The sequence below is a fragment of the Shewanella sp. MF05913 genome (genome assembly GCF_059758095.1).
In genome coordinates this window covers 47,979-67,376 of sequence record NZ_JCAYNT010000011.1, presented here as the reverse complement: position 1 = coordinate 67,376, position 19,398 = coordinate 47,979, and the positions used below count along the sequence as shown (strand labels likewise).

Genomic DNA, 19,398 nt, shown 5'->3' with positions numbered 1-19,398 from the left:
TTTAGCATTTATCTTTATTGAGCCACCATTTATCACATAATTTGGTAAGCACAACACTGAAACAAAATGACATTGAAACTCAAGAATACTGAAACAGAACAATAATTCCGCAGCACGATTGCATTACCCCGCAACTAGATTTACATTTAATTAACAAAAGAGAATAAATCTGTCCTTAACAATGACTGTCATCACTGTACAAAAATAATAAGAGACACTTAATGACGATGTTAACATTAACAATTAAACAAAAAGTAGCACTGGGGTTTGCTTCTATTGGCATATTATTACTTGCTGGTAGTAGTTTTTTTTACCGTTCGCTCAGCCAAATTCAAACAGCGAACAACAATATTGAAGTGTTAGCCGTACCCGTTCAAAACCAATCTAATGCCTTACAAATTACCTTGCTCAAAATGGCCAAAACAGAAAGTTTGGCCTATTCGCAAATTGGCAACGACAATATTACGATTAGTTTTAAGCAATTTAATACTTTACAGCAAGATTTTTCGAGTGCGTTAGCGGATTTATCTGCCAAAGTGGCCAATCATCCTCAAATGAATCAAGCACTCAACCAGGCTAAAAACGTCTACTTGCAATATGCCGAAGCGTCGCAAACCATGTTTAGTGCCAAGCTGGCAATCGAACAAAGTAAAAATGATTTCAGTACACTCAAAAATCAATTTGATAATCTTAACATTGATGCCAGTAACAACATGATTGATCTAGAAATTGTAGAAGTACCCGCCTCAGAAACGCAATTACTAGAAGCCGTTATTGGCTCAGGTATTCGCATTGATGACATGTTATTTACCCTGGGCAACACCGTCACCGAACTGGGTCGCTTAACCACGGCAGATGCCGTTGAAATCCATAAGCAGGATGTGGCGATGTTGCTTGGCAATATCACAACTAATAATAATTACCTCAAACAACAAGCCTCCGCGCTCCCAGTAACACAATTGTTAGCCGACTTTGATGCCAATTTAGAAAAGATCTTGGTGTTAGTTGATAACCCAGGTGACTTGTACAACGCACAAATGAAAGTGGTAAAGCAATTTCAGCAAGCGGAATCCAGTTATACACAATCGAATCAACTATTTGAATCCACAAACCAACAATTAGATCAGCTGGTGCAATTAGCCAACCAAGGCTTTAACGATATGCAAATGCTCGCTATCGATGAGGTGACTACCGCTAAAACATTAGCCATATTAATGGCCGTTGTATTTGTGTTGATGGCAGGCTTTATTTATTACTTCACTTCTAACGCCATGTTAGGGCCGCTAAAGGCCAGCAATCGTGCATTGTCACGCATTGCCAGTGGCGATTTATCGCGGCGCTTAACAAAGCGCAATGACGATGAGTTTGGGGAACTCATGGATAACATTAATAAATTAACAGATGATCTTACTGAGTTATTACAAGACATTAACCGCGACGCCCACTTACTGGATGACGCGGCAATTCGATCGCAAGATCAAAGTCAAAAAATATCGACATCAGCATTAGGGCAAATTAGTCATATTGAGCAAGCGAAACAACTGGCAGAACAGATACATCACAGCTCAATGACCGTAAACGAGCAAGCGTTAGAGTCTGAACAACACGTGAAATTAGCCTCAGCCCAAGGCGAGCAAGTTAAAACCATCGCCAATGATAACCGTATTCGGATTGATGCTTTATCAAAAGGGTTGGGTGACTCGGTGATTATTATGACTAAGCTCAGTCAGCACAGCGACAATATTGGCGGCATTTTGACCACCATCAGCGCGATTGCAGATCAAACCAACTTACTTGCATTAAATGCAGCTATTGAAGCGGCTAGAGCGGGCGAACACGGCCGAGGCTTTGCTGTTGTGGCAGATGAGGTTCGTTCCCTTGCCTCGCGTACTCAATTATCGACTGCTGAAATTCAAACGATGATCACTGCGCTTCAACAAGAAACCACTAACGCGGTTAATGCGATATCTCAGGGCCAAAATCAAGCCAATGAATGTGTAGAGCAAAGTGTGTCTTTACACGATGCTATCGAACAAATAGAAGCTGCATTAGGGATCATTAATGGCATGAGTCAAAGTATTACTCAAGCCGCTGAGCAGCAAGTGAGTTACAGCCAACAAATAGAACAAACCATGACAGAAACCTCAGAAGCAGCTACACAAAATGCTGATGAGTCGACCACAATGGCGCAACGTAGTGAGCAGCTAAATCAACTGGCTCATTCATTAACCGCTTCAGTAGAACGGTTTAAGCTTTAATGTCTAAGGTGCAAGATGCTAGATGCTAGACGGTAGATGGTAGATGGTAGATGGTAGATGGTAGACATTAATAAACACGACAAGCACTGACAAAAAGTATAAATCCCCACAAACAGTTCGCTAAAATTACCACCATAAAAAGGCCCGACAGATTAATGCCGGGCCTTTTTTAATGTTCAATAACTTAAAATCTTATTTTTTACCTAAGGTCCCGACTGCAAAACGGCGAATAATTGAACGCACCATTAATACAGACTTCCCTAGCTCGTTGCTATTAAGCTGTGACTTTTGCGATGATTCCTTGGTAATTTCGGCAGAATCTGCAATATCGATAATTTGCTGATTAATGTGTTCCGCCACGGCACTTTGTTGCTCAACCGCGGCAGACATGTCTAACGTTAATTGTGTAATCTGCTGAACAGATTGATTAATCGAAGCTAAAGCATTGCGGGTTTTATCTACAATATCCACACCATTCATTGCTGCTTGCTCGCCTTTAACCGACACTTGCACCGCATTTTCAGCTCGCTTGGTTAGCACACTGACAATGCCGTGAATTTTGTCTGTCGATTCACGTGTTTTTACCGCTAAAGAACGCACCTCATCGGCAACAACACTGAATCCGCGACCTTGATCGCCTGCTCTCGCCGCTTCAATAGCGGCATTTAATGCCAGTAAGTTGGTTTGGTCGGCAATACTGGAAATCAAGCTCGCAGCTTGGCCAATCTCAACTGTCGACGCTGATAATTCGCGTACCGTAGTGGCAATATCAGCAACTGAAATATTGAGTTCATCAATGGAATGTTTTGCTTGATCAGCAAGCATTGCGCCTTCATTGACGTTGTCTAAAGCATTTTTAGCGCTGTCGGCATTGCGTTCCACATTGGCAGACACCTCTTGAATCGCTGTCGACATTTGCGTAATCGCCGACGCAATTTGTTGCGTCGCAAGGCTTTGATGCGCAACCGCTTTTGCAGACGATTCGGCCTCAACTTGAGTGTGTTCAACAATACCATCTAATGACTTCGCGGCATCTTCAATGCGTGTCATTGCTGTACGACAACGAGCAATTTCACATCCTAGTGCTAATTTTGCCTGTGCTTTAGCACCAAAGTCGTCAAAATATGTTTCAGCAACGGTTAAGTCAGTAAATGAATTAGGGTTAAGCTTAACCACTTCAAACCAATCTTGTTGTTGTTTATATCCGCTCCACGCTGTCGAAATAATCAATGTCAGCAAACCAACACCACCGGCTCCACTCCCCCAAAGCTCAAATAATACAAAACTAAGAACAAGCATGGGTAACCAAGTAGGTAACAGCTTAATAGCATGGTGTTTTAGCTTCGCACTAAGAGGTTTAGGTGGTTTATTATTTCTAATCCGAGCATAAGCCGTTTCTGCACGGGCGATTTCACTGGGTAATGCGACGATACGCACAGACTCAAACCCGACCACTTTGTTGTGTTCAAAAATAGGCGTGACAAAGGCACTCACCCAATAATGATCGCCATTTTTACGTCTGTTTTTGACCAAGCCCATCCATACTTTACCACTTGATATGCATGCCCACATGGCTTTAAAAATATCACTAGGCATGTCAGGATGGCGCACAAGGTTATGCGGTTTACCAATCAACTCGCTTTTATCAAAACCACTGACCTCAACAAACGCATCGTTGCAATAGGTAATATGACCACGTAAATCCGTACCAGAAATGAGGCGTAAATCATCATCAAAATGATATTTCTTTTGGGTCACGGGTTGATTATTGCGCATAGGCACGGACTTCCTTGTCTGAGAGTAATGAAGATTTAATCGTTTGCACATTTCTAACACCACTCACTAAAGCGGCAATCTAGCTGTTCAAAGATTATAAGGCGAAGCTTAATTAATGATGAATAATATAGCGTTAAACGGTTAAAATACATAACCTTATTTTTTATAAGTTTAATTATGGTATCCACTTGAAATTTGTCAAATAAATAACGATTAAAGCCTCAGTTTACCGAACGACAAGCGTTAATATTATTTGGCAATTATTACATATGATTCAAACATCACCTGGGGATAAACTACACAATAAAAAAATGGCGTGGAATACGATTCCCCGCCATTTTTCACTCTAATCAAGCTGTTAATTCGTCAAGCTATTCACTCGTCAAACGAGTGACTCGGCAAGCTATGCGTATTCCTGCATAAAATCATCAAGATTGTCATTGATAATTTCAATTTCATCGCCACTAAATTGGGCTATATGAAACAGGGCTTCACCTTCATTGGTTACCGGAATATTACTGTTACCAATAATAATACCGTCAGACGGTGCCAATAATGGCCATGGTTCGCCACCTAAAGGGTTAACGATATTAGCCAATACTTGACCTTTTGATACCCGCTCACCCAGCTTTAGCTTGATGTTAACAAGTCCGTCGGCTTCACTGCGAACCCAATAACTGCGGCTAGCATTAACACTGGTTGTGGCTTTAATTTTACCTTTAAGCATACCAATACAACGCATCACATTAATCACGCCATTAAGGCCTGACTTAATCGACATGTCACTAAAGCGTAATGCCTCACCCGCTTCGTATAAAATACACGGAATATCAAGGCTGTTAGCGTAACCACGCATAGAACCTTCGCGCGCTTTAGAAGACATCACCACTGGTGCACCAAAGGCATTGGCCATCGCGAGCATGGTTTCATCGTCAGTATCACAACGGATTTGCGGCAAGTTCTCACGATGAATCGCACCGGTGTGCAAATCAACAATATGAGTTGCGCGCTTAACTAACATACTGCTAAACAAATGCGCTAGGCGACTGGCAAGCGCACCTTTAGCGGTTCCGGGAAAGCAGCGATTTAAGTCGCGGCGATCAGGCAGGTAACGCGATTGCTGAATAAAGCCAAATACGTTAACAATCGGGACCACTAATAATGTGCCGGTTAAGGTTTTAGCATTCACACGACCGAGCAAGCGTCGACATATCTCAATGCCATTTAACTCATCGCCATGGATAGCTGCACACACTAATAAAGTAGGGCCAGGTTTCGTACCGTGAAACACTTCTACATGCAAATCCATTGGCGTATCGTTATAGAGTTTTGCTGCGGGCAGTTTTACACTAAGCTGTGTACCTGCCGCTACGCTAACATCACCAATAACAAACGGTTCGTGCTTTTTTGCCATTAACCGACTCCTTTAGTCTTCGAGCTAGTAGGCTTAACATTCTTTTCAATAAATTGAATAATTTTTTCTGCCACATCAATACCAGTGGCTTTTTCGATGCCTTCAAGACCTGGCGACGAGTTTACTTCCATCACGAGTGGACCGTGCTTAGAACGTAAAATATCTACGCCAGCAACGTTTAGGCCCATTGTTTTAGCCGCACGAAGTGCAGTTGAGCGCTCTTCTGGGGTTAATTTAACAATGCTCGCAGAACCACCACGGTGTAAATTAGAACGGAACTCACCCGGTAATGCTTGGCGCTTCATTGCAGCAATGACTTTATCGCCAATCACAAAACAACGAATGTCGGCACCGCCAGCTTCAGCAATATACTCTTGCACCATGATGTTGGCTTTTAAGCCCATAAAGGCTTCAATAACCGATTCAGCGGCTTTACGCGTTTCGGCTAATACCACGCCAATACCTTGGGTACCTTCAAGTAATTTAATCACACACGGTGCGCCGCCTACCATATCAAGCAAGTCAGGAACATCGGCTGGTTGGTTAGCAAAACCGGTTACCGGTAAACCAATATTTTTACGTGACAAAAGCTGCAGTGAACGCAGTTTGTCGCGAGAACGTGTAATGGCAACAGACTCGTTTAATGGGTGTGTACCTAACATTTCGAATTGACGCAGAACAGCGGTGCCATAAAAAGTCACTGAAGCGCCAATGCGCGGAATAACCGCATCAAATTTCGGCAATTCTTCGCCGCGAACATGGATGCTTGGTGCATTCATGTTGATGTTCATATAACACTTTAATGGGTCGACAATTTTAATTGTATGACCACGAGCTTCGGCGGCTTCTTTAAGACGACTTGTCGAGTAAAGATTGCGGTTTCTCGACATAATGGCGATTTGCATTTTGCTATTCTCCTGCTAAAAACGACTCTGCTGAATTAACCAAAAAACGCCCTTCTAATGCGCGTCTACCGAGTAACATTCTAAATTTCATGTTATCTCTGTTTGTTAAGGTCAGTTCGATGTCAAATTGTTGGTCACCGATAATAATCGGCGTATTTATCACGTAGCGCTTCGTCACATGTCCGCCAGAGTCACTTACCGCTCGACGATCAAATACAGGGAATTCGCACACTACTTCACGATCTGAGTCTTGATCTGGATGAAGCCAAACTCGGACCCACTTTTGTTTTTCTTTTTGAAACGGTTTAATTTTAAACGCATGTAAACAGGACGTTTTTGCGCCAGTATCCACTTTGATTTTGACTCTTTCGTTGCCAATCTCAGGAAAAGTGCCCCACTCTCGCCAACCCACAATACCGAGGGAGTGTTCAGTCATGGTCAATCCTTTCTTGTAGAGGAATTTTCATTCCAGAGTGTAATCTATCAATAAAATCTATGTATGATTATGTACTGTAATATCGTCAATCTGTGACTTTGTTGCCATCAATGTGACATCGTTCAATATATTCTCACCCACTAATTGACTCACGACTGACTAATTTTTAACGTCAGCAAGTCGTACCCATTACATTAACATGTTAATCCAGAGGATGGATGAGTCATTATGAATGAATACGAATTAGGAAAGAGTGAACAAGATGCTGCACGACAAATAAAAACAACAAGACTGGGATAAAACAACCTTTGACTCAATTTTAACACTAACGCTTTATTTATATCAAACTAACATTAACGCTTAGAAGAAAATAAACATTAACTCAGTTAGTTACAACGTTAACACTTGACAATAAAATGACCAAAAATACACATTAACTTGAGATAAACACCTTAGATTCACTCAGTAAAAATAAAAAAGGTCAAATATCACTCACCTTTTAAATGGTTTAATTATAACTTCGACATTTAATCTTGGTTTCACTCGTCTGCCACATTGATTATGATGGTTGAGTTTCTTTTAAGTAAACCCGTTTAAAAGGTATTGCTATGTTTAGCCTACAAAGTTTTGATTTTTTACATAAGCTGGCCAACAACAACGACAGAGAGTGGTTTAAAGCGAATCAACCTGATTATGAAGATCGCGTGCGTACACCCGCATTGCAATTTATTGAAGCGATGCAGGGCCCGGTTCTAGGGTTGTCGCCTCGTTTTACTGCCGTTCCTAAAAAAGTCGGTGGCAGCTTAATGCGCCCGCAACGCGACAGCCGCTTTAGCAAAGATAAAACGCCATATAAAACCAATGTAGGTATTCAGTTTCGTCACTTTCAAGCAAAAGATGTGCATGCCCCAGGGTTTTATGTGCATGTAGCTAATGACGAATGCTTTATTGCGGCAGGTATTTGGCATCCCGAAGCTAAAGCATTAAATGCCATTAGACAGTGCATAGATGAAAATCCAAACGGTTACAAAAAAGCCTTAGCCGTATTGAGCCAAGCTGGTTTTGAACTCACTGGCGACAGCCTAATTAGACCGCCACGAGGGTTTGATAGCCAGCATCCGTTAATAGACGAGCTAAAACGTAAAGATTTTATCGCCATTAAACCCGTTTCGATTGAACAAGTGTGCAGTGACGACTTTGTCGAGTTTTGTACAAAGGAATTTGAGCAGACACGTTCGCTAATGGCTTATCTTTGCTTTGCATTATCTTTAGACTTTTAACGTCTAATGCTCTAAACACAACTCAATATCAAGCCAGTGAAGGCTTAACTAACTCCACTGGCTTATAATGATTTCATTTCAAGACATGGTAAACTACCGCCATATTGCATTAAGTTGCACCAACATCGTTGTTATATCGTCATATCAGGTCATTACATGAGTCAAACACGTTCTGCTCAACCCGCCCTTTCTGTGTTCAATGATACCCTCAACATTGAAGCCACTTCGCCAGCGCAAAAGCGCGCGCTCAGTTATGCAGCAACAATCGAAATGTTGTTTAATCAAGTGATGAGCAGCAAAATGCCTGCTGATAGGATTATTGGCCAATATTTTCGTGAACATAAAAAACACGGTTCAAAAGACAGACGAGTGATCCGCGAAAGTCTATTTGGTTTATTTCGTTGGTGGGGTTGGCTGAGCCAGTTACAAGCATCACAACAGCATGTGATTTGGTTTAGGCAATTAAGTGCCTGTGCAGCACTTGAACAACATACATGGCAAGATGTCACCCAAGCTTGGGACGATATTGCAGCATGGCACGATGCGACCAAAGCAGAGAAGGAAGCTCATGGAGATCAAGTTAACACAACTCAACGCACCGAGAGTGTCAATGATAAGTTAGCGCTATTTATTGACTTATCAGGCATGACACAGTGCCAAATCAGTGACTTATTACCCCAATGGTTTTGGCAAACCTGCCCTGTAACAGCAACAGAAAAAACAGCCGTTGTTGAAGCCATGAGCAGCCGCCCACCCATTTGGGCCCGAGTACAAAATATGACGACTAAACAAGCTTTAACGCAGTTGTCTAAAGCGGGTATTGAAGCCACTGCAAGTGAGTTTTTTACTGACGCCATGAGCCTGGGTCATAAAAGCATTAACCTCAATGAAGTCTACACGTATAAACTCGGGCATCTTGAGATTCAAGATCTTGCGTCGCAAGTGATTGGCCAGATCTGTCAGCCCCAAGCGAATGAACAATGGTGGGATGCCTGCAGTGGCGCTGGCGGTAAAACCTTGCAATTACGTTCGTTGATGCTGCAACAAGACCCAAATAATCGCGGCAGTATTATTGCCTCAGATATCCGTAACAAACCATTAGAAGAACTGAACAAACGGGCTAAGCGTGCTGGTTTTAAGCATATCTCGGTTTCAGCTTGGAAGTCAGATGCCCTTCCCGTTAACCCCAATGCATTTGATGGCGTATTAGTCGATGCACCTTGCAGCTGTACGGGCACGTGGCGCCGAAATCCTGATATGCGCTGGTTAGACGATGTCAGTTCAGTCAGCGATAAACCAGCGCTTCAATTGGATATTTTAACTCGAAGTGCTGCAGCTGTTAAATTGGGTGGGCAGTTAGTGTATGCCACATGTTCACTGTCGCCGAGTGAGAACGAACATGTCGTGGAGGCTTTTTTGGCGCAAACCAATGAATTTGAACTTATTCCAATTACACACCCGTTTACTGGTGAGTTATGCAACATGCTCACCATATGGCCGCAACTGGCAGACAGTGACGGTATGTTCGTCGCTAAAATGCGTCGAAAATAAGCGTGACTTCAAGCCTATTCTTATGCTTTCAATGACCATTAATTAGTCATTAGTTAGTAGTTAGTCTAATCATTAATTAGTCTAATAATGAGTAACAAAACGCCATCAAGTTGATGGCGTTGTTGTTTTTATCTATATACCATTCCGTCTTAATAAGTGATGACTCAGAATGCGGATTGGTATTACTTTCGATGCAATCTTAAAATCAGTTCGGCTTCGGCTTTGGGTAGTTCACATTCTTGAATTAACTCTTCAATACCCGCCCCTAGCGCAACCATTTTAACCGCACGAGAATACAACTTAGCTTGTGGGTCTTGCTGGCTGGACTCTTCGATCATATCAGACTGTTGAACAAGCTTCTTTTCTAGCTCAACCACTCGACGGCCAACACCAATCGTGCCGCTGCGCAATTCTTGTAATTCGCGTTTTACAGCTTCGCGTTGGCGATCACTTTCTTTAACTAGCACGGTTAATGCGTCAACTTTAGTCTTTAACTTGCGTGATTGTTTTTGTAAGTAAAGCACCAAACCAAGGCAAATAATCACGGAAACTAGCGCAGCAATTAAAAATTCATCACCCATCAACATACCTACATTGCCATTACATAAAAGCAAAATAAAAAGCCAACAAACAATGGTTGGCTTTAGGATTACAAATTAAAAATTAAAGCTGTGTTAATTCGTCCCACTCGTCGTCTGACAATAACTTATCTAGGTCGACTAAAATCAATAATTCATTATCACGATTACTCACGCCTTGAATAAACTTAGCACTTTCTTCAGTTCCCACATTTGGCGCGTTATCGATTTCTGAGCGACGTAAATAAACCACTTCTGCAACACTATCTACCAAAATACCAATAACTTGTTTTTCGGCTTCGATAATCACAATACGAGTAGAATCATCAAGCTCAGCTGACTGCAAACCAAAACGTGAGCGCGTATCAATGACGGTCACGACGTTGCCACGAAGGTTAATAATGCCTAGTACATAATCAGGCGCACCCGGCACAGGGGCTATCTCGGTATAACGCAACACTTCTTGAACTTGCATTACATTGATGCCGTAGGTTTCATGGTCTAACTTAAATGTTACCCATTGTAATACTGCATCGTCTTTACCCGCAGCAACCGCTGCTACACTTCTAGAATCGCTCATAGTTAACCTCGGTCAATCGAATCCTGACAACCTAAACCTGCATCAAGCATTTCAATCAATGCTTGTACATGCAAAATGCCACACATTTGTTGTTTTACTACCCCAGCAAGCCAAGGACGCTTACCCGGTTTTTCACGCCAATTGACGTGTGATTTGTCTATCTTCACGGCATTAACCAATGACTCACAGGTTAAACCCCAAGAACTGTTTTCTAACATAACAAGATACTGATAGTTCACTGTTTCTGCCAGTGCCGGTGTATATTTTTCTGGCATGACCCAGGCACAGGTATCAACCACATTAATTTTACTGTCGCGGTGAGTTTGCACTCCTTTAAACCATGACGGCCTACCAATGAGATGGTTAATTTTCTCTATCTTTATAATGCCACCTAAACTCACTAATGGCACGGCTAAGGTTAAGCCTGCAACATTAAAGAATAATACCTGAAATTCATCATCTAATACGTCTTGTAAATTTTGAGTAATACTCGGTGGTGTCGCCCCAGTTTGCGTTTGCAACGCTTGTTGTTGCGCAGCTTTGTCTTCAGCGAGCTTGTCATGTTTAATAATAGCGTCTTTTAATTCAGCTAGCGCACTATTATCAGTTTTTATATCGACTAACGGTTTGATTTCTTTATTCGTTAATGACGTTTTTTGTATATTTATACTTTTTAGCGCGGATTGATCAACAGGTGTCGTCTCTGTTTGGCTGATGGCTTGACGCACTCTTTCTGCACTGGCCTTAATTTGCAGCTGTATATCAGTTCCTTTGTCGACATGCGATACCGCAGACAGTAGCTTTTCCAGTGCTAATTTATCGACTTGAGTTGCGGGTTCAGCAAAACGTCGAGCACTCGCAGCTTTTATTTGTGATGCAAATGAAGACTCAGGTTTACTGGTCACATTTGCACTCTCTTGTGCTGACTTAGCATTGTCTATCGATTTAGGATGAACCGCGATAGGCGCAGCAACTGGCTTGGTTTCAGATGTTATTGCAGGTTGGGCTTCTGCCGGTTCCTGTAATAAAATACTGAAATAATCAAAAACAGTTTCATCAACCGATTTTGACATGAGTAAACTCCCGAGCGTATAAAAAATCAAGCAGACGATTGTATGCTTTAACCCCACGACTCGTCGCAGAATAATGTGATGCGGGTAAATGCGCCAGGCTGGCATCTCTAAATTTGGTATCTACAGGGATCACGTCATTAGGCCACAATGTTTGTCCATATTTGTCTTGTAAAAACTGTAACGCTATTGGTGATGCTTTGGTGCGTTTATCGTACATTGTCGGTAACACTGTGTAGCTATAACGGGTCTTTTTAGAACGGCCCATAATTTCCATGGTTTTCACCATTCTCTCTAAACCTTTTATCGCTAAAAACTCAGTCTGCACCGGAATAATAATATGATTACTCGCCGCTAACGCATTGACCATTAATACCCCAAGCACTGGCGGACAATCAATAATGGCCACATCGTATTTGTCTTCAACTAATGATAATAAATTACGTAATACTAGCCCCATACCTTCTTGATGACCTAAAGAACGGTCAAGTGTGGCAAGTGCCATATTGGCGGGAATAATATCTAAACCTTCTATTTGAGTGGGTATCACATTTTGCATAATCAATTCTTGAGTCAAAGCTTGATGATTTAAAAACACATCATAAAGCGACCCTGGTACTTCATCGGAATCAATACCCAAGTAATAGCCCAATGAAGCATGAGGATCGGTATCAATCATCAACACACGTTGACCACGTTTAGCTAACGCTCCAGCTAAACTGGCAACCGTGGTGGTTTTACCGACACCACCTTTTTGATTTGCTACTGTCCATACTTTCAAAAAAAGCCTCTCAACTTATCATTATGCGATGGAATGCTCATTGCTGTTTTTGTTGTTTATCTTCTCGAGTGGTAACTCGAATACCGCCATTAGGCAAGCGAATCACTTTAACGCCTTGAGCATTTTCAGACACTATAACTTCATGCGTTGGTAATGTCTGTGAACTGTCAGTCGATGGTGGTAATTTGTCATTGTTAGGCGCCTCTGCTCCTGGCCCAACTAGCACACTTTTCGTGTCATTTTTGCCCGACTGACTAATCATGGCTTGGGTTTGCTCTGGATGCATTAACAACCAATTAGAAATATTTTCAGCTTGGTCTTCCGGTACCATCAATAACACTTGCGAAGATTTTAGTTGTTCAACCTCTTTTGTAAGTAAGGTCATTTTACGCCGTGAATCAAGATATAAACTGCCTAACACAAGGATGGCAACAAAGCACAAAAATAAGCCTAATCGAAGCTTAGTGATTAATGATGTTGCTGAATTAGCCACGGCAGGTCTCTTTTAAAATCGCATCGGCCATATTATCAAGCGCAATAGAATGTACAGATATTCCTACAGAAGCAACGGCTTGCGGCATTCCATATACGACACAACTGGCTTCATCTTGAGCCCAAATAGTCGCCCCAGCAGACTTAAGCATTCTGGCGCCTTCGCGGCCATCGGCTCCCATTCCTGTTAATACCACAGCCAAGACATCACCACCATAAGCTTTAGATGCAGATGCAAAAGTAATATCTACCGATGGTTTATAATTCATGTCTGCGTTACCAGCCAACACTTTTAAGCGTGCGGTCATCCCGGCGCGCTCTAACATTAGCTGCATACCACCAGGCGCAAGATACGCACAACCAGCACGCATGACGTCGCCATTTTGTGCTTCTTTCACTTCTATTTTGCATAACGAGTTTAAACGAGCAGCAAATGCGGGCGTAAACGCGGCCGGCATATGTTGAATGAGTACAATAGGGTGCGGGTAATTAGCTGGAAATGCCGTCAGCACTTTTTGTAGCGCAACAGGCCCACCTGTTGAGGTACCGATTAATAAGACTTTGTATTGTTTACCACTGGCTCGAATAGTAGACACTGATGGAGCAATCTGTGCTGATTGACGCTCAGTCACTGGCGAAGTTAATCCGCTGCGAGAGGGTAATGAAGCATTCCCAACAGTTGCAGTGCTTTGATTAACTCTTGAGCCTAAAGGTCGGCGAGGTGCACTTAAACTATTGTCTGATAAGCTCGTTGAACGACGAGAGTCTATTGTATTGCTAGATAATGCACTCGGAGTTGATAACGCGCTCGGTCGATACATTCGTCTGCGACCCAACGCTTTTATGCGCTGTTGTAGCAAACTAATTGCATCATCTTTATTGGTCGCGATGTCTTCAAAACGTTTCGGGAGAAAGTCGAGCGCGCCAGCTTCTAGCGCATCAAGTGTCGCTTTAGCTCCGTCATGTGTTAACGAAGAAAACATTAAAATAGGTGTAGGATTGTTAGCCATGATCTCACGGACAGCACTAATACCGTCCATAACCGGCATCTCGATATCCATCGTGATCACTTGAGGGTTTAACTTTGCAGCCATCTCAACCGCTTCTTTGCCATTAACAGCAACAGCAACGACTTCGAGATCAGGATCTTGATTAACAATTTCACTGACTCGACGTCGAAAAAAGCTAGAATCATCTACAACTAATACTTTTATGGCCATTTAATTCCTTAATTTATGGAACTTTTTATTTTTTGTTTTTATTTTTGGCGTAATGTTTAAGTAAACCGGGAATATCTAAAATAAGCGCAATACCGCCGTCTGAAGTAATTGTTGCTCCAGCCATACCAGGCGTGCCTTGCAACATACTGCCTAAGGGCTTAATCACCACTTCTTCTTGACCAATAAGTGCGTCGACAACAAAACCAATCTGCAAAGTGCCAAGCTGCACAATAACAACATGGCCATGCTTTTTATCACCATGCTTAAACGTCGTTTTCTTGCTATGAAGCCAATGCTCAAGATAAAACAATGGCACAGCTTTATTACGGAAAATCACCGTTAATTGGCCATCGACAATATTCGTTTTAGTTAAATCTAAATTGAAGATTTCATTCACACTCGACAGCGGCAATGCGAATACTTGCTTAGACACATCGACCATTAAGGTTGGCATAATCGCTAAGGTCAACGGCACTTTAATCTCAAGAACCGTGCCTTTACCTTTCATTGAATCAATGTGAACAGTACCGTTTAACTGAGTAATGCGAGTTTTAACCACATCCATTCCCACACCACGGCCTGAAATATCAGATATCTCAACTTTAGTTGAGAAGCCTGGTGCAAAAATCAGATTATACGCTTCGTTATCAGTCATTCTTGATGCGGCATCTTCGTCTAACACGCCGCGAGTGATAGCAATTTGTTTTAGCTTTTCAGGATCCATCCCAGCGCCATCATCCTCAATTTTAAGCAGGATATGGTCACCTTCTTGACTCGCAGAAAGCGTAATGGTGCCTGTTCGAGGCTTGCCATTGGCTTCACGCGTAATCGGCATTTCAATACCATGGTCTACCGAGTTTCGCACTAAGTGGACTAATGGATCGGCTAGTGCCTCAACTAAATTTTTATCAAGATCGGTTTCTTCACCAATCATGATCAAATCAATTTCTTTATTTAATGTTCGAGCTAAATCGCGGACAACCCTTGGAAAACGGCCAAACACTTTCTTAATTGGCTGCATGCGGGTTTTCATTACCGCACCTTGCAAGTCAGCGGTAACGAGATCAAGGTTGGCCAACGCTTTAGACATTTCTTCGTCTTCGCGGGTAATGCCTAAACTCACCAGGCGATTACGCACTAACACTAATTCGCCAACCATATTCATAATCTGGTCTAAACGAGCAGTATCAACACGAACAGTCGTTTCGCCTTGTGGGACAGCATTGGCTTTGGCCGCTACAGGTACAGGCGCTTTATCTTTGGCGACTTCTGCTTTAGGTACGGGCACTGCTACCGGCGCGGCTTTGGCAACGGGTGCTGGTGTAACAGCTTTCGGTACGTCAGGAGCTTTAGGAGGTGTAGGCGTAGCCGCTACGACAGGGGCTGCGGGTTTAGCAACGACTGGAGCACTGCCTTTACCATGTAATTCATCTAATAAGCGTTCAAATTCATCATCGGTAATTTCATCAGAGTCGACTAATGGTTCAACAACCGGTTCTGCTGGCTTAATGGGTTCGCTAGTGGTTTCAGCTTTGGCTTTAAACGATCCAGAACCATGAAGCTCATCAAGTAATGCTTCAAACTCATCATCGGTAATCTCATCACTATTGCTTGATGATGCACTGGCCGATTTAGGTGCTATGGTGTCTTGATTTACAGCGGATGTAGCTGTTGAGGTTGGGCTTTTACCTGAGCCATGCAAGGCATCGAGTAATGCTTCAAATTCAGATTCGTCAATTTCATCAATACCAGTTGAGCTAGGCGCAGAAGTAGATTGCACACTAATGTCTTCGACATACTCAGGTTCAGAGACTTCAGCGGCTTCTTCTATGATTTCAGGTTCAGCAGTTGATTGACCCATTTCAGACGGCAGTGGAGCGCCAGAGCTTAATAATTTTAGTTTTGCTAACAAGTCTGAATCGGCAGGGTCTTGTTGTTGTCCCTGTTGAGTTTGAGCAAACATGGTATTAATTGCATCAACCGCTTGCAAAATTATGTCCATTAGCTCTGCATTGACTACACGTTTACCAGTACGTAAAAGATCAAACGTGTTTTCTGCTTCGTGACACACATCAACCATGGGTTTAAGGCTTAGAAAACCGGCCCCACCTTTGACGGTGTGAAATCCACGGAAAATAGCATTAAGTAAATCACTGTCATCAGGATTATTTTCAAGAGCGACCAGCTGCTCTTGTAGAAGCTCTAAAATCTCACCAGCTTCAATTAAAAAGTCCTGGAGTATCTCTTCATCAACATCAAATGACATTAAATTGACTCCTAATTAGAAACCCAGACTTGATAGCAGATCATCAACTTCATCCTGACCCGTGACCACGTCTTCACGTAACTCAGCGTTCATGATTGGGCCTTCTGCCTCTATCTTATTATCTTTAATTGTAGGTAATGACTCAGTAGTATGGTCACCAAAAACGGTCAACATGGATACTAAATTACTCTCTACTTCGCGCACTAGTTCAATCACTCGGCGGATCATCTGACCGGTTAAATCTTGGAAATCTTGCGCCATCAATATCTGAGTGAGCAATTCACGAAGACGGTTAGAATCATGCTCGCTATTAGACATAAACTGCTGAACATCATGACAAAGTGATTTAAATTCACCCAGTTCGATGTCGCGACGCATCAGTTTATCCCACATAGGCGTTACAGATTGAATGTTGCTTATAATGGTATCGGCCAAAGGCAAACATTCTTCAACCGCATCCATGGTTTTATTAGCAGCTTGTTCTGTCATCTCAATAACATAGTTTAATCTTTCTTTAGCATCCGGAATTTCAGTGTTCGCTAATTCAGATAAACGGTTATCAACTTGGAAATCTTTTAGTGCGCTGTGCAATTGGCGAGTGAGCTTACCGACCTCTTCAAACAGCTCACGCTGCAGAGGAGTCGCTAAATCTCTAATTAATTCGTCAGCTTTACCTTGCTCTCCCGCCGATAGCAGTTCAACAAGTTGCTGGGCCTGTTCGAGAGTAATTAACCCCGATATTGATGCCTGCATGACTTATCCTTGCTTAAGCGAGTCGTTCAAAGATTTTGTCTAACTTTTCTTTTAACGTAGCGGCTGTGAACGGTTTAACAACATAACCATTAACACCAGCTTGAGCCGCAGCAATGATTTGCTCACGCTTAGCTTCAGCCGTAACCATTAATACAGGTAAATGTTTTAGTGAATCGTCTGCACGGATTGCTCTAAGTAAATCAATACCCTGCATTCCCGGCATATTCCAGTCGGTTACAACAAAGTCAAAATGACCTTTTTGTAACATAGGTAGGGCTGTTGAGCCATCATCTGCTTCTTGGGTATTATTAAATCCCAAGTCTCGCAACAAGTTCTTAATGATACGTCTCATTGTTGAAAAATCGTCAACAATAAGAATCTTCATATTCTTGTCCAAGGTTTCCTCCGGTGAGCTGACACTCGTTTGCTCTATAATTAGTTATTATTCTTGTGTCCAATGCTTGAGTTTGGCTTTTAGTCTGAGCATAGCCTGACTTAATATCTGGCTAACTCGCGACTCACTTACCTCAAGGATGGCACCGATTTCTTTTAAGTTTAATGCTTCGTCATAATATAACGACAGCACTAAAGCATCTCTTTCTGGCAAGGTTTTAATTGCTTCAACCAGTGCAGATTGGAACTGAGTCTCAGCGAGAGAATCAAAAGCTTCATTTGGGGATTCGTCGTCTGTGGTTAACACATCCTGGGAAACACCAAGGTCTTCTATGCCTATGATTTTACCGACAGAAACATCATTTAAGATATGATGGTACTCATCGAGAGACATATCAAGTTTTTCAGCAATTTCTGTGTCTCGTGCATCGCGCCCTAACACTTGTTCAAGTTCGTCAATGACATGGGCTACACGGCGATTATTACGATGAACTGAGCGTGGAACCCAGTCACCGCGGCGAATTTCGTCAATCATTGCGCCACGAATACGAATGCCAGCAAAGGTTTCAAATTTAGCCCCTTTGGTGCCATCAAATTTTGATGATGCTTCTAGAAGCCCCATCATACCTGCTTGTAATAAATCATCCAGTTGCACTGATGCTGGCAGCCTTGCCAACATATGATGAGCAATGCGTTTCACCAACGGTGCATACTGTTCAACAATCGATGTTTTGTTATCGAACTGAGTATACGCTGCGGCTTTATTCACTCGCTCTCCCCTCTTCTACTGGTTTACGTTGTACTAATCGTTCAACAAAAAACTCTAAGTGACCACCAGGTTGCTGCGGTACAGGCCAGGTCATAATTTTATTGGCCAACCCTTGGTATGCAATCGCAGAAGGTGATTTGGGAAACGCTTCTACAACCAATTTTTGTTTACGAACTGCTTTGCGCAAATTTTCATCAAAAGGAACGCTAGCGACAAGCTCTAAAGCCACATCTAAAAATCTATCTGTTACTTTACTGAGTTTAGCAAATAATTCCATGCCTTCGCGTAAACTACGCACCATATTTGCCACAATTTTGAAGTGGAACACACCGTGTTCACGACTTAAAATCTTAATCAGTGCATAAGCATCGGTAATCGATGTAGGTTCATCACATACAACGATTAATACATCTTGTGACGCCCGCGAAAAACTCAGCACCATATCTGAAATACCCGCAGCCGTATCAACAATTAAAATGTCGAACTGGGTGCGCATTTCACTAAAGGCACGAATTAAACCTGCATGCTGCGCTGGGGTCAATTCAACCATCGCTTGTGAACCAGACGTGGCCGGCACAATACCGATCCCTTTTGGCCCACGGACAATGATGTCATCTAATTCGGCATCGCCAGACAAAACATGAGATAAATTTTTCTCTGCACGGATCCCTAGCATCACATCAACGTTGGCTAAACCTAAGTCAGCATCAAGCACCAGTACACGCTTGCCCTTTTCGGCTAATGCGACTGCAGTATTAATTGATACGCTTGTTTTACCGACTCCGCCTTTACCACCGGATACGGCAATTACTTTAACTTTATCGTTATTTGGTTGATTCATCATACGTAAACCACTTGCTTGATCCCGAGTCATAT

18 protein-coding genes are annotated in these 19,398 nt (G+C 42.4%); 3 read left to right on the top strand and 15 right to left on the bottom strand.

Annotated elements, in window-relative coordinates:
* Nucleotides 1–221: 221 nt before the first annotated feature.
* The gene (locus AC19MV_RS13780; protein ID WP_498308231.1) at nucleotides 222–2,258 is read left to right on the top strand and encodes a methyl-accepting chemotaxis protein; all 2,037 of its coding nucleotides are present in this window, start codon (nucleotides 222–224) and stop codon (nucleotides 2,256–2,258) included.
* A gap of 192 nt (nucleotides 2,259–2,450) precedes the next feature.
* Here the strand turns inward: AC19MV_RS13780 and AC19MV_RS13775 are convergent, their stop codons facing one another.
* From AC19MV_RS13775 to AC19MV_RS13760, 4 genes are all read right to left on the bottom strand, one after another.
* Nucleotides 2,451–4,034, bottom strand: coding sequence for a methyl-accepting chemotaxis protein (locus AC19MV_RS13775; RefSeq protein ID WP_498308229.1), 1,584 nt, complete (start codon nucleotides 4,032–4,034; stop codon nucleotides 2,451–2,453).
* 403 nt (nucleotides 4,035–4,437) lie between these two features.
* Complete coding sequence (locus tag AC19MV_RS13770) at nucleotides 4,438–5,448, bottom strand: succinylglutamate desuccinylase/aspartoacylase family protein (RefSeq protein ID WP_432403561.1); 1,011 nt, start codon at nucleotides 5,446–5,448, stop codon at nucleotides 4,438–4,440.
* A complete protein-coding gene (rimK, locus tag AC19MV_RS13765) occupies nucleotides 5,448–6,353 on the bottom strand; it encodes a 30S ribosomal protein S6--L-glutamate ligase (protein WP_188958869.1) in 906 nt (301 codons plus the stop codon). Before rimK ends, AC19MV_RS13770 begins: the two co-directional genes overlap by 1 nt.
* Nucleotides 6,354–6,357: 4 nt before the next feature.
* Nucleotides 6,358–6,789 (bottom strand): ATP-dependent zinc protease family protein, encoded by a 432-nt coding sequence (locus AC19MV_RS13760; protein ID WP_432403559.1) that lies wholly within the window; start codon nucleotides 6,787–6,789, stop codon nucleotides 6,358–6,360.
* Between the two features lie 608 nt (nucleotides 6,790–7,397).
* Between AC19MV_RS13760 and AC19MV_RS13755 the strand changes: the two genes are divergently transcribed.
* A complete protein-coding gene (locus AC19MV_RS13755; protein WP_498308227.1) occupies nucleotides 7,398–8,069 on the top strand; it encodes a DUF2461 domain-containing protein in 672 nt (223 codons plus the stop codon).
* Between the two features lie 156 nt (nucleotides 8,070–8,225).
* Nucleotides 8,226–9,620, top strand: a complete 1,395-nt coding sequence (locus AC19MV_RS13750) for an RsmB/NOP family class I SAM-dependent RNA methyltransferase (protein WP_498308226.1) — start codon at nucleotides 8,226–8,228, stop codon at nucleotides 9,618–9,620.
* A 182-nt stretch (nucleotides 9,621–9,802) separates the two neighbouring features.
* On the opposite strand, the gene AC19MV_RS13745 is transcribed toward AC19MV_RS13750, so the two are convergent.
* The 11 genes from AC19MV_RS13745 to AC19MV_RS13695 form a co-directional block, all read right to left on the bottom strand.
* Nucleotides 9,803–10,201, bottom strand: a complete 399-nt coding sequence (locus AC19MV_RS13745) for a DUF2802 domain-containing protein (protein WP_432403553.1) — start codon at nucleotides 10,199–10,201, stop codon at nucleotides 9,803–9,805.
* A gap of 82 nt (nucleotides 10,202–10,283) precedes the next feature.
* Nucleotides 10,284–10,778 (bottom strand): chemotaxis protein CheW, encoded by a 495-nt coding sequence (locus tag AC19MV_RS13740; RefSeq protein ID WP_432403551.1) that lies wholly within the window; start codon nucleotides 10,776–10,778, stop codon nucleotides 10,284–10,286.
* Nucleotides 10,779–10,780: 2 nt separating this feature from the next.
* On the bottom strand, nucleotides 10,781–11,851 hold the full coding sequence (locus AC19MV_RS13735; protein WP_498308224.1) for a chemotaxis protein CheW: 1,071 nt from the start codon (nucleotides 11,849–11,851) through the stop codon (nucleotides 10,781–10,783).
* Nucleotides 11,835–12,629 (bottom strand): ParA family protein, encoded by a 795-nt coding sequence (locus AC19MV_RS13730; protein ID WP_432403547.1) that lies wholly within the window; start codon nucleotides 12,627–12,629, stop codon nucleotides 11,835–11,837. Before AC19MV_RS13730 ends, AC19MV_RS13735 begins: the two co-directional genes overlap by 17 nt.
* A gap of 37 nt (nucleotides 12,630–12,666) precedes the next feature.
* Nucleotides 12,667–13,122, bottom strand: coding sequence for a membrane anchored protein in chemotaxis locus (locus AC19MV_RS13725; protein ID WP_498308222.1), 456 nt, complete (start codon nucleotides 13,120–13,122; stop codon nucleotides 12,667–12,669).
* Nucleotides 13,115–14,341 carry a protein-glutamate methylesterase/protein-glutamine glutaminase gene (locus tag AC19MV_RS13720; RefSeq protein WP_498308220.1) on the bottom strand — a complete coding sequence of 409 codons (1,227 nt, stop codon included), beginning with the start codon at nucleotides 14,339–14,341 and terminating at the stop codon, nucleotides 13,115–13,117. Before AC19MV_RS13720 ends, AC19MV_RS13725 begins: the two co-directional genes overlap by 8 nt.
* 25 nt (nucleotides 14,342–14,366) lie before the next feature.
* On the bottom strand, nucleotides 14,367–16,607 hold the full coding sequence (locus AC19MV_RS13715; protein WP_498308218.1) for a chemotaxis protein CheA: 2,241 nt from the start codon (nucleotides 16,605–16,607) through the stop codon (nucleotides 14,367–14,369).
* A 15-nt stretch (nucleotides 16,608–16,622) separates the two neighbouring features.
* A complete protein-coding gene (locus AC19MV_RS13710) occupies nucleotides 16,623–17,360 on the bottom strand; it encodes a protein phosphatase CheZ (RefSeq protein ID WP_432403538.1) in 738 nt (245 codons plus the stop codon).
* Nucleotides 17,361–17,373: 13 nt separating this feature from the next.
* A complete protein-coding gene (gene cheY, locus AC19MV_RS13705) occupies nucleotides 17,374–17,757 on the bottom strand; it encodes a chemotaxis response regulator CheY (protein ID WP_432403536.1) in 384 nt (127 codons plus the stop codon).
* Between the two features lie 45 nt (nucleotides 17,758–17,802).
* Nucleotides 17,803–18,522 carry an RNA polymerase sigma factor FliA gene (locus AC19MV_RS13700; RefSeq protein WP_432403534.1) on the bottom strand — a complete coding sequence of 240 codons (720 nt, stop codon included), beginning with the start codon at nucleotides 18,520–18,522 and terminating at the stop codon, nucleotides 17,803–17,805.
* On the bottom strand, nucleotides 18,515–19,396 hold the full coding sequence (locus AC19MV_RS13695; protein ID WP_432403623.1) for a MinD/ParA family protein: 882 nt from the start codon (nucleotides 19,394–19,396) through the stop codon (nucleotides 18,515–18,517). The genes AC19MV_RS13700 and AC19MV_RS13695 overlap by 8 nt, the downstream gene beginning before the upstream one ends.
* Between the last annotated feature and the right edge of the window lie 2 nt (nucleotides 19,397–19,398).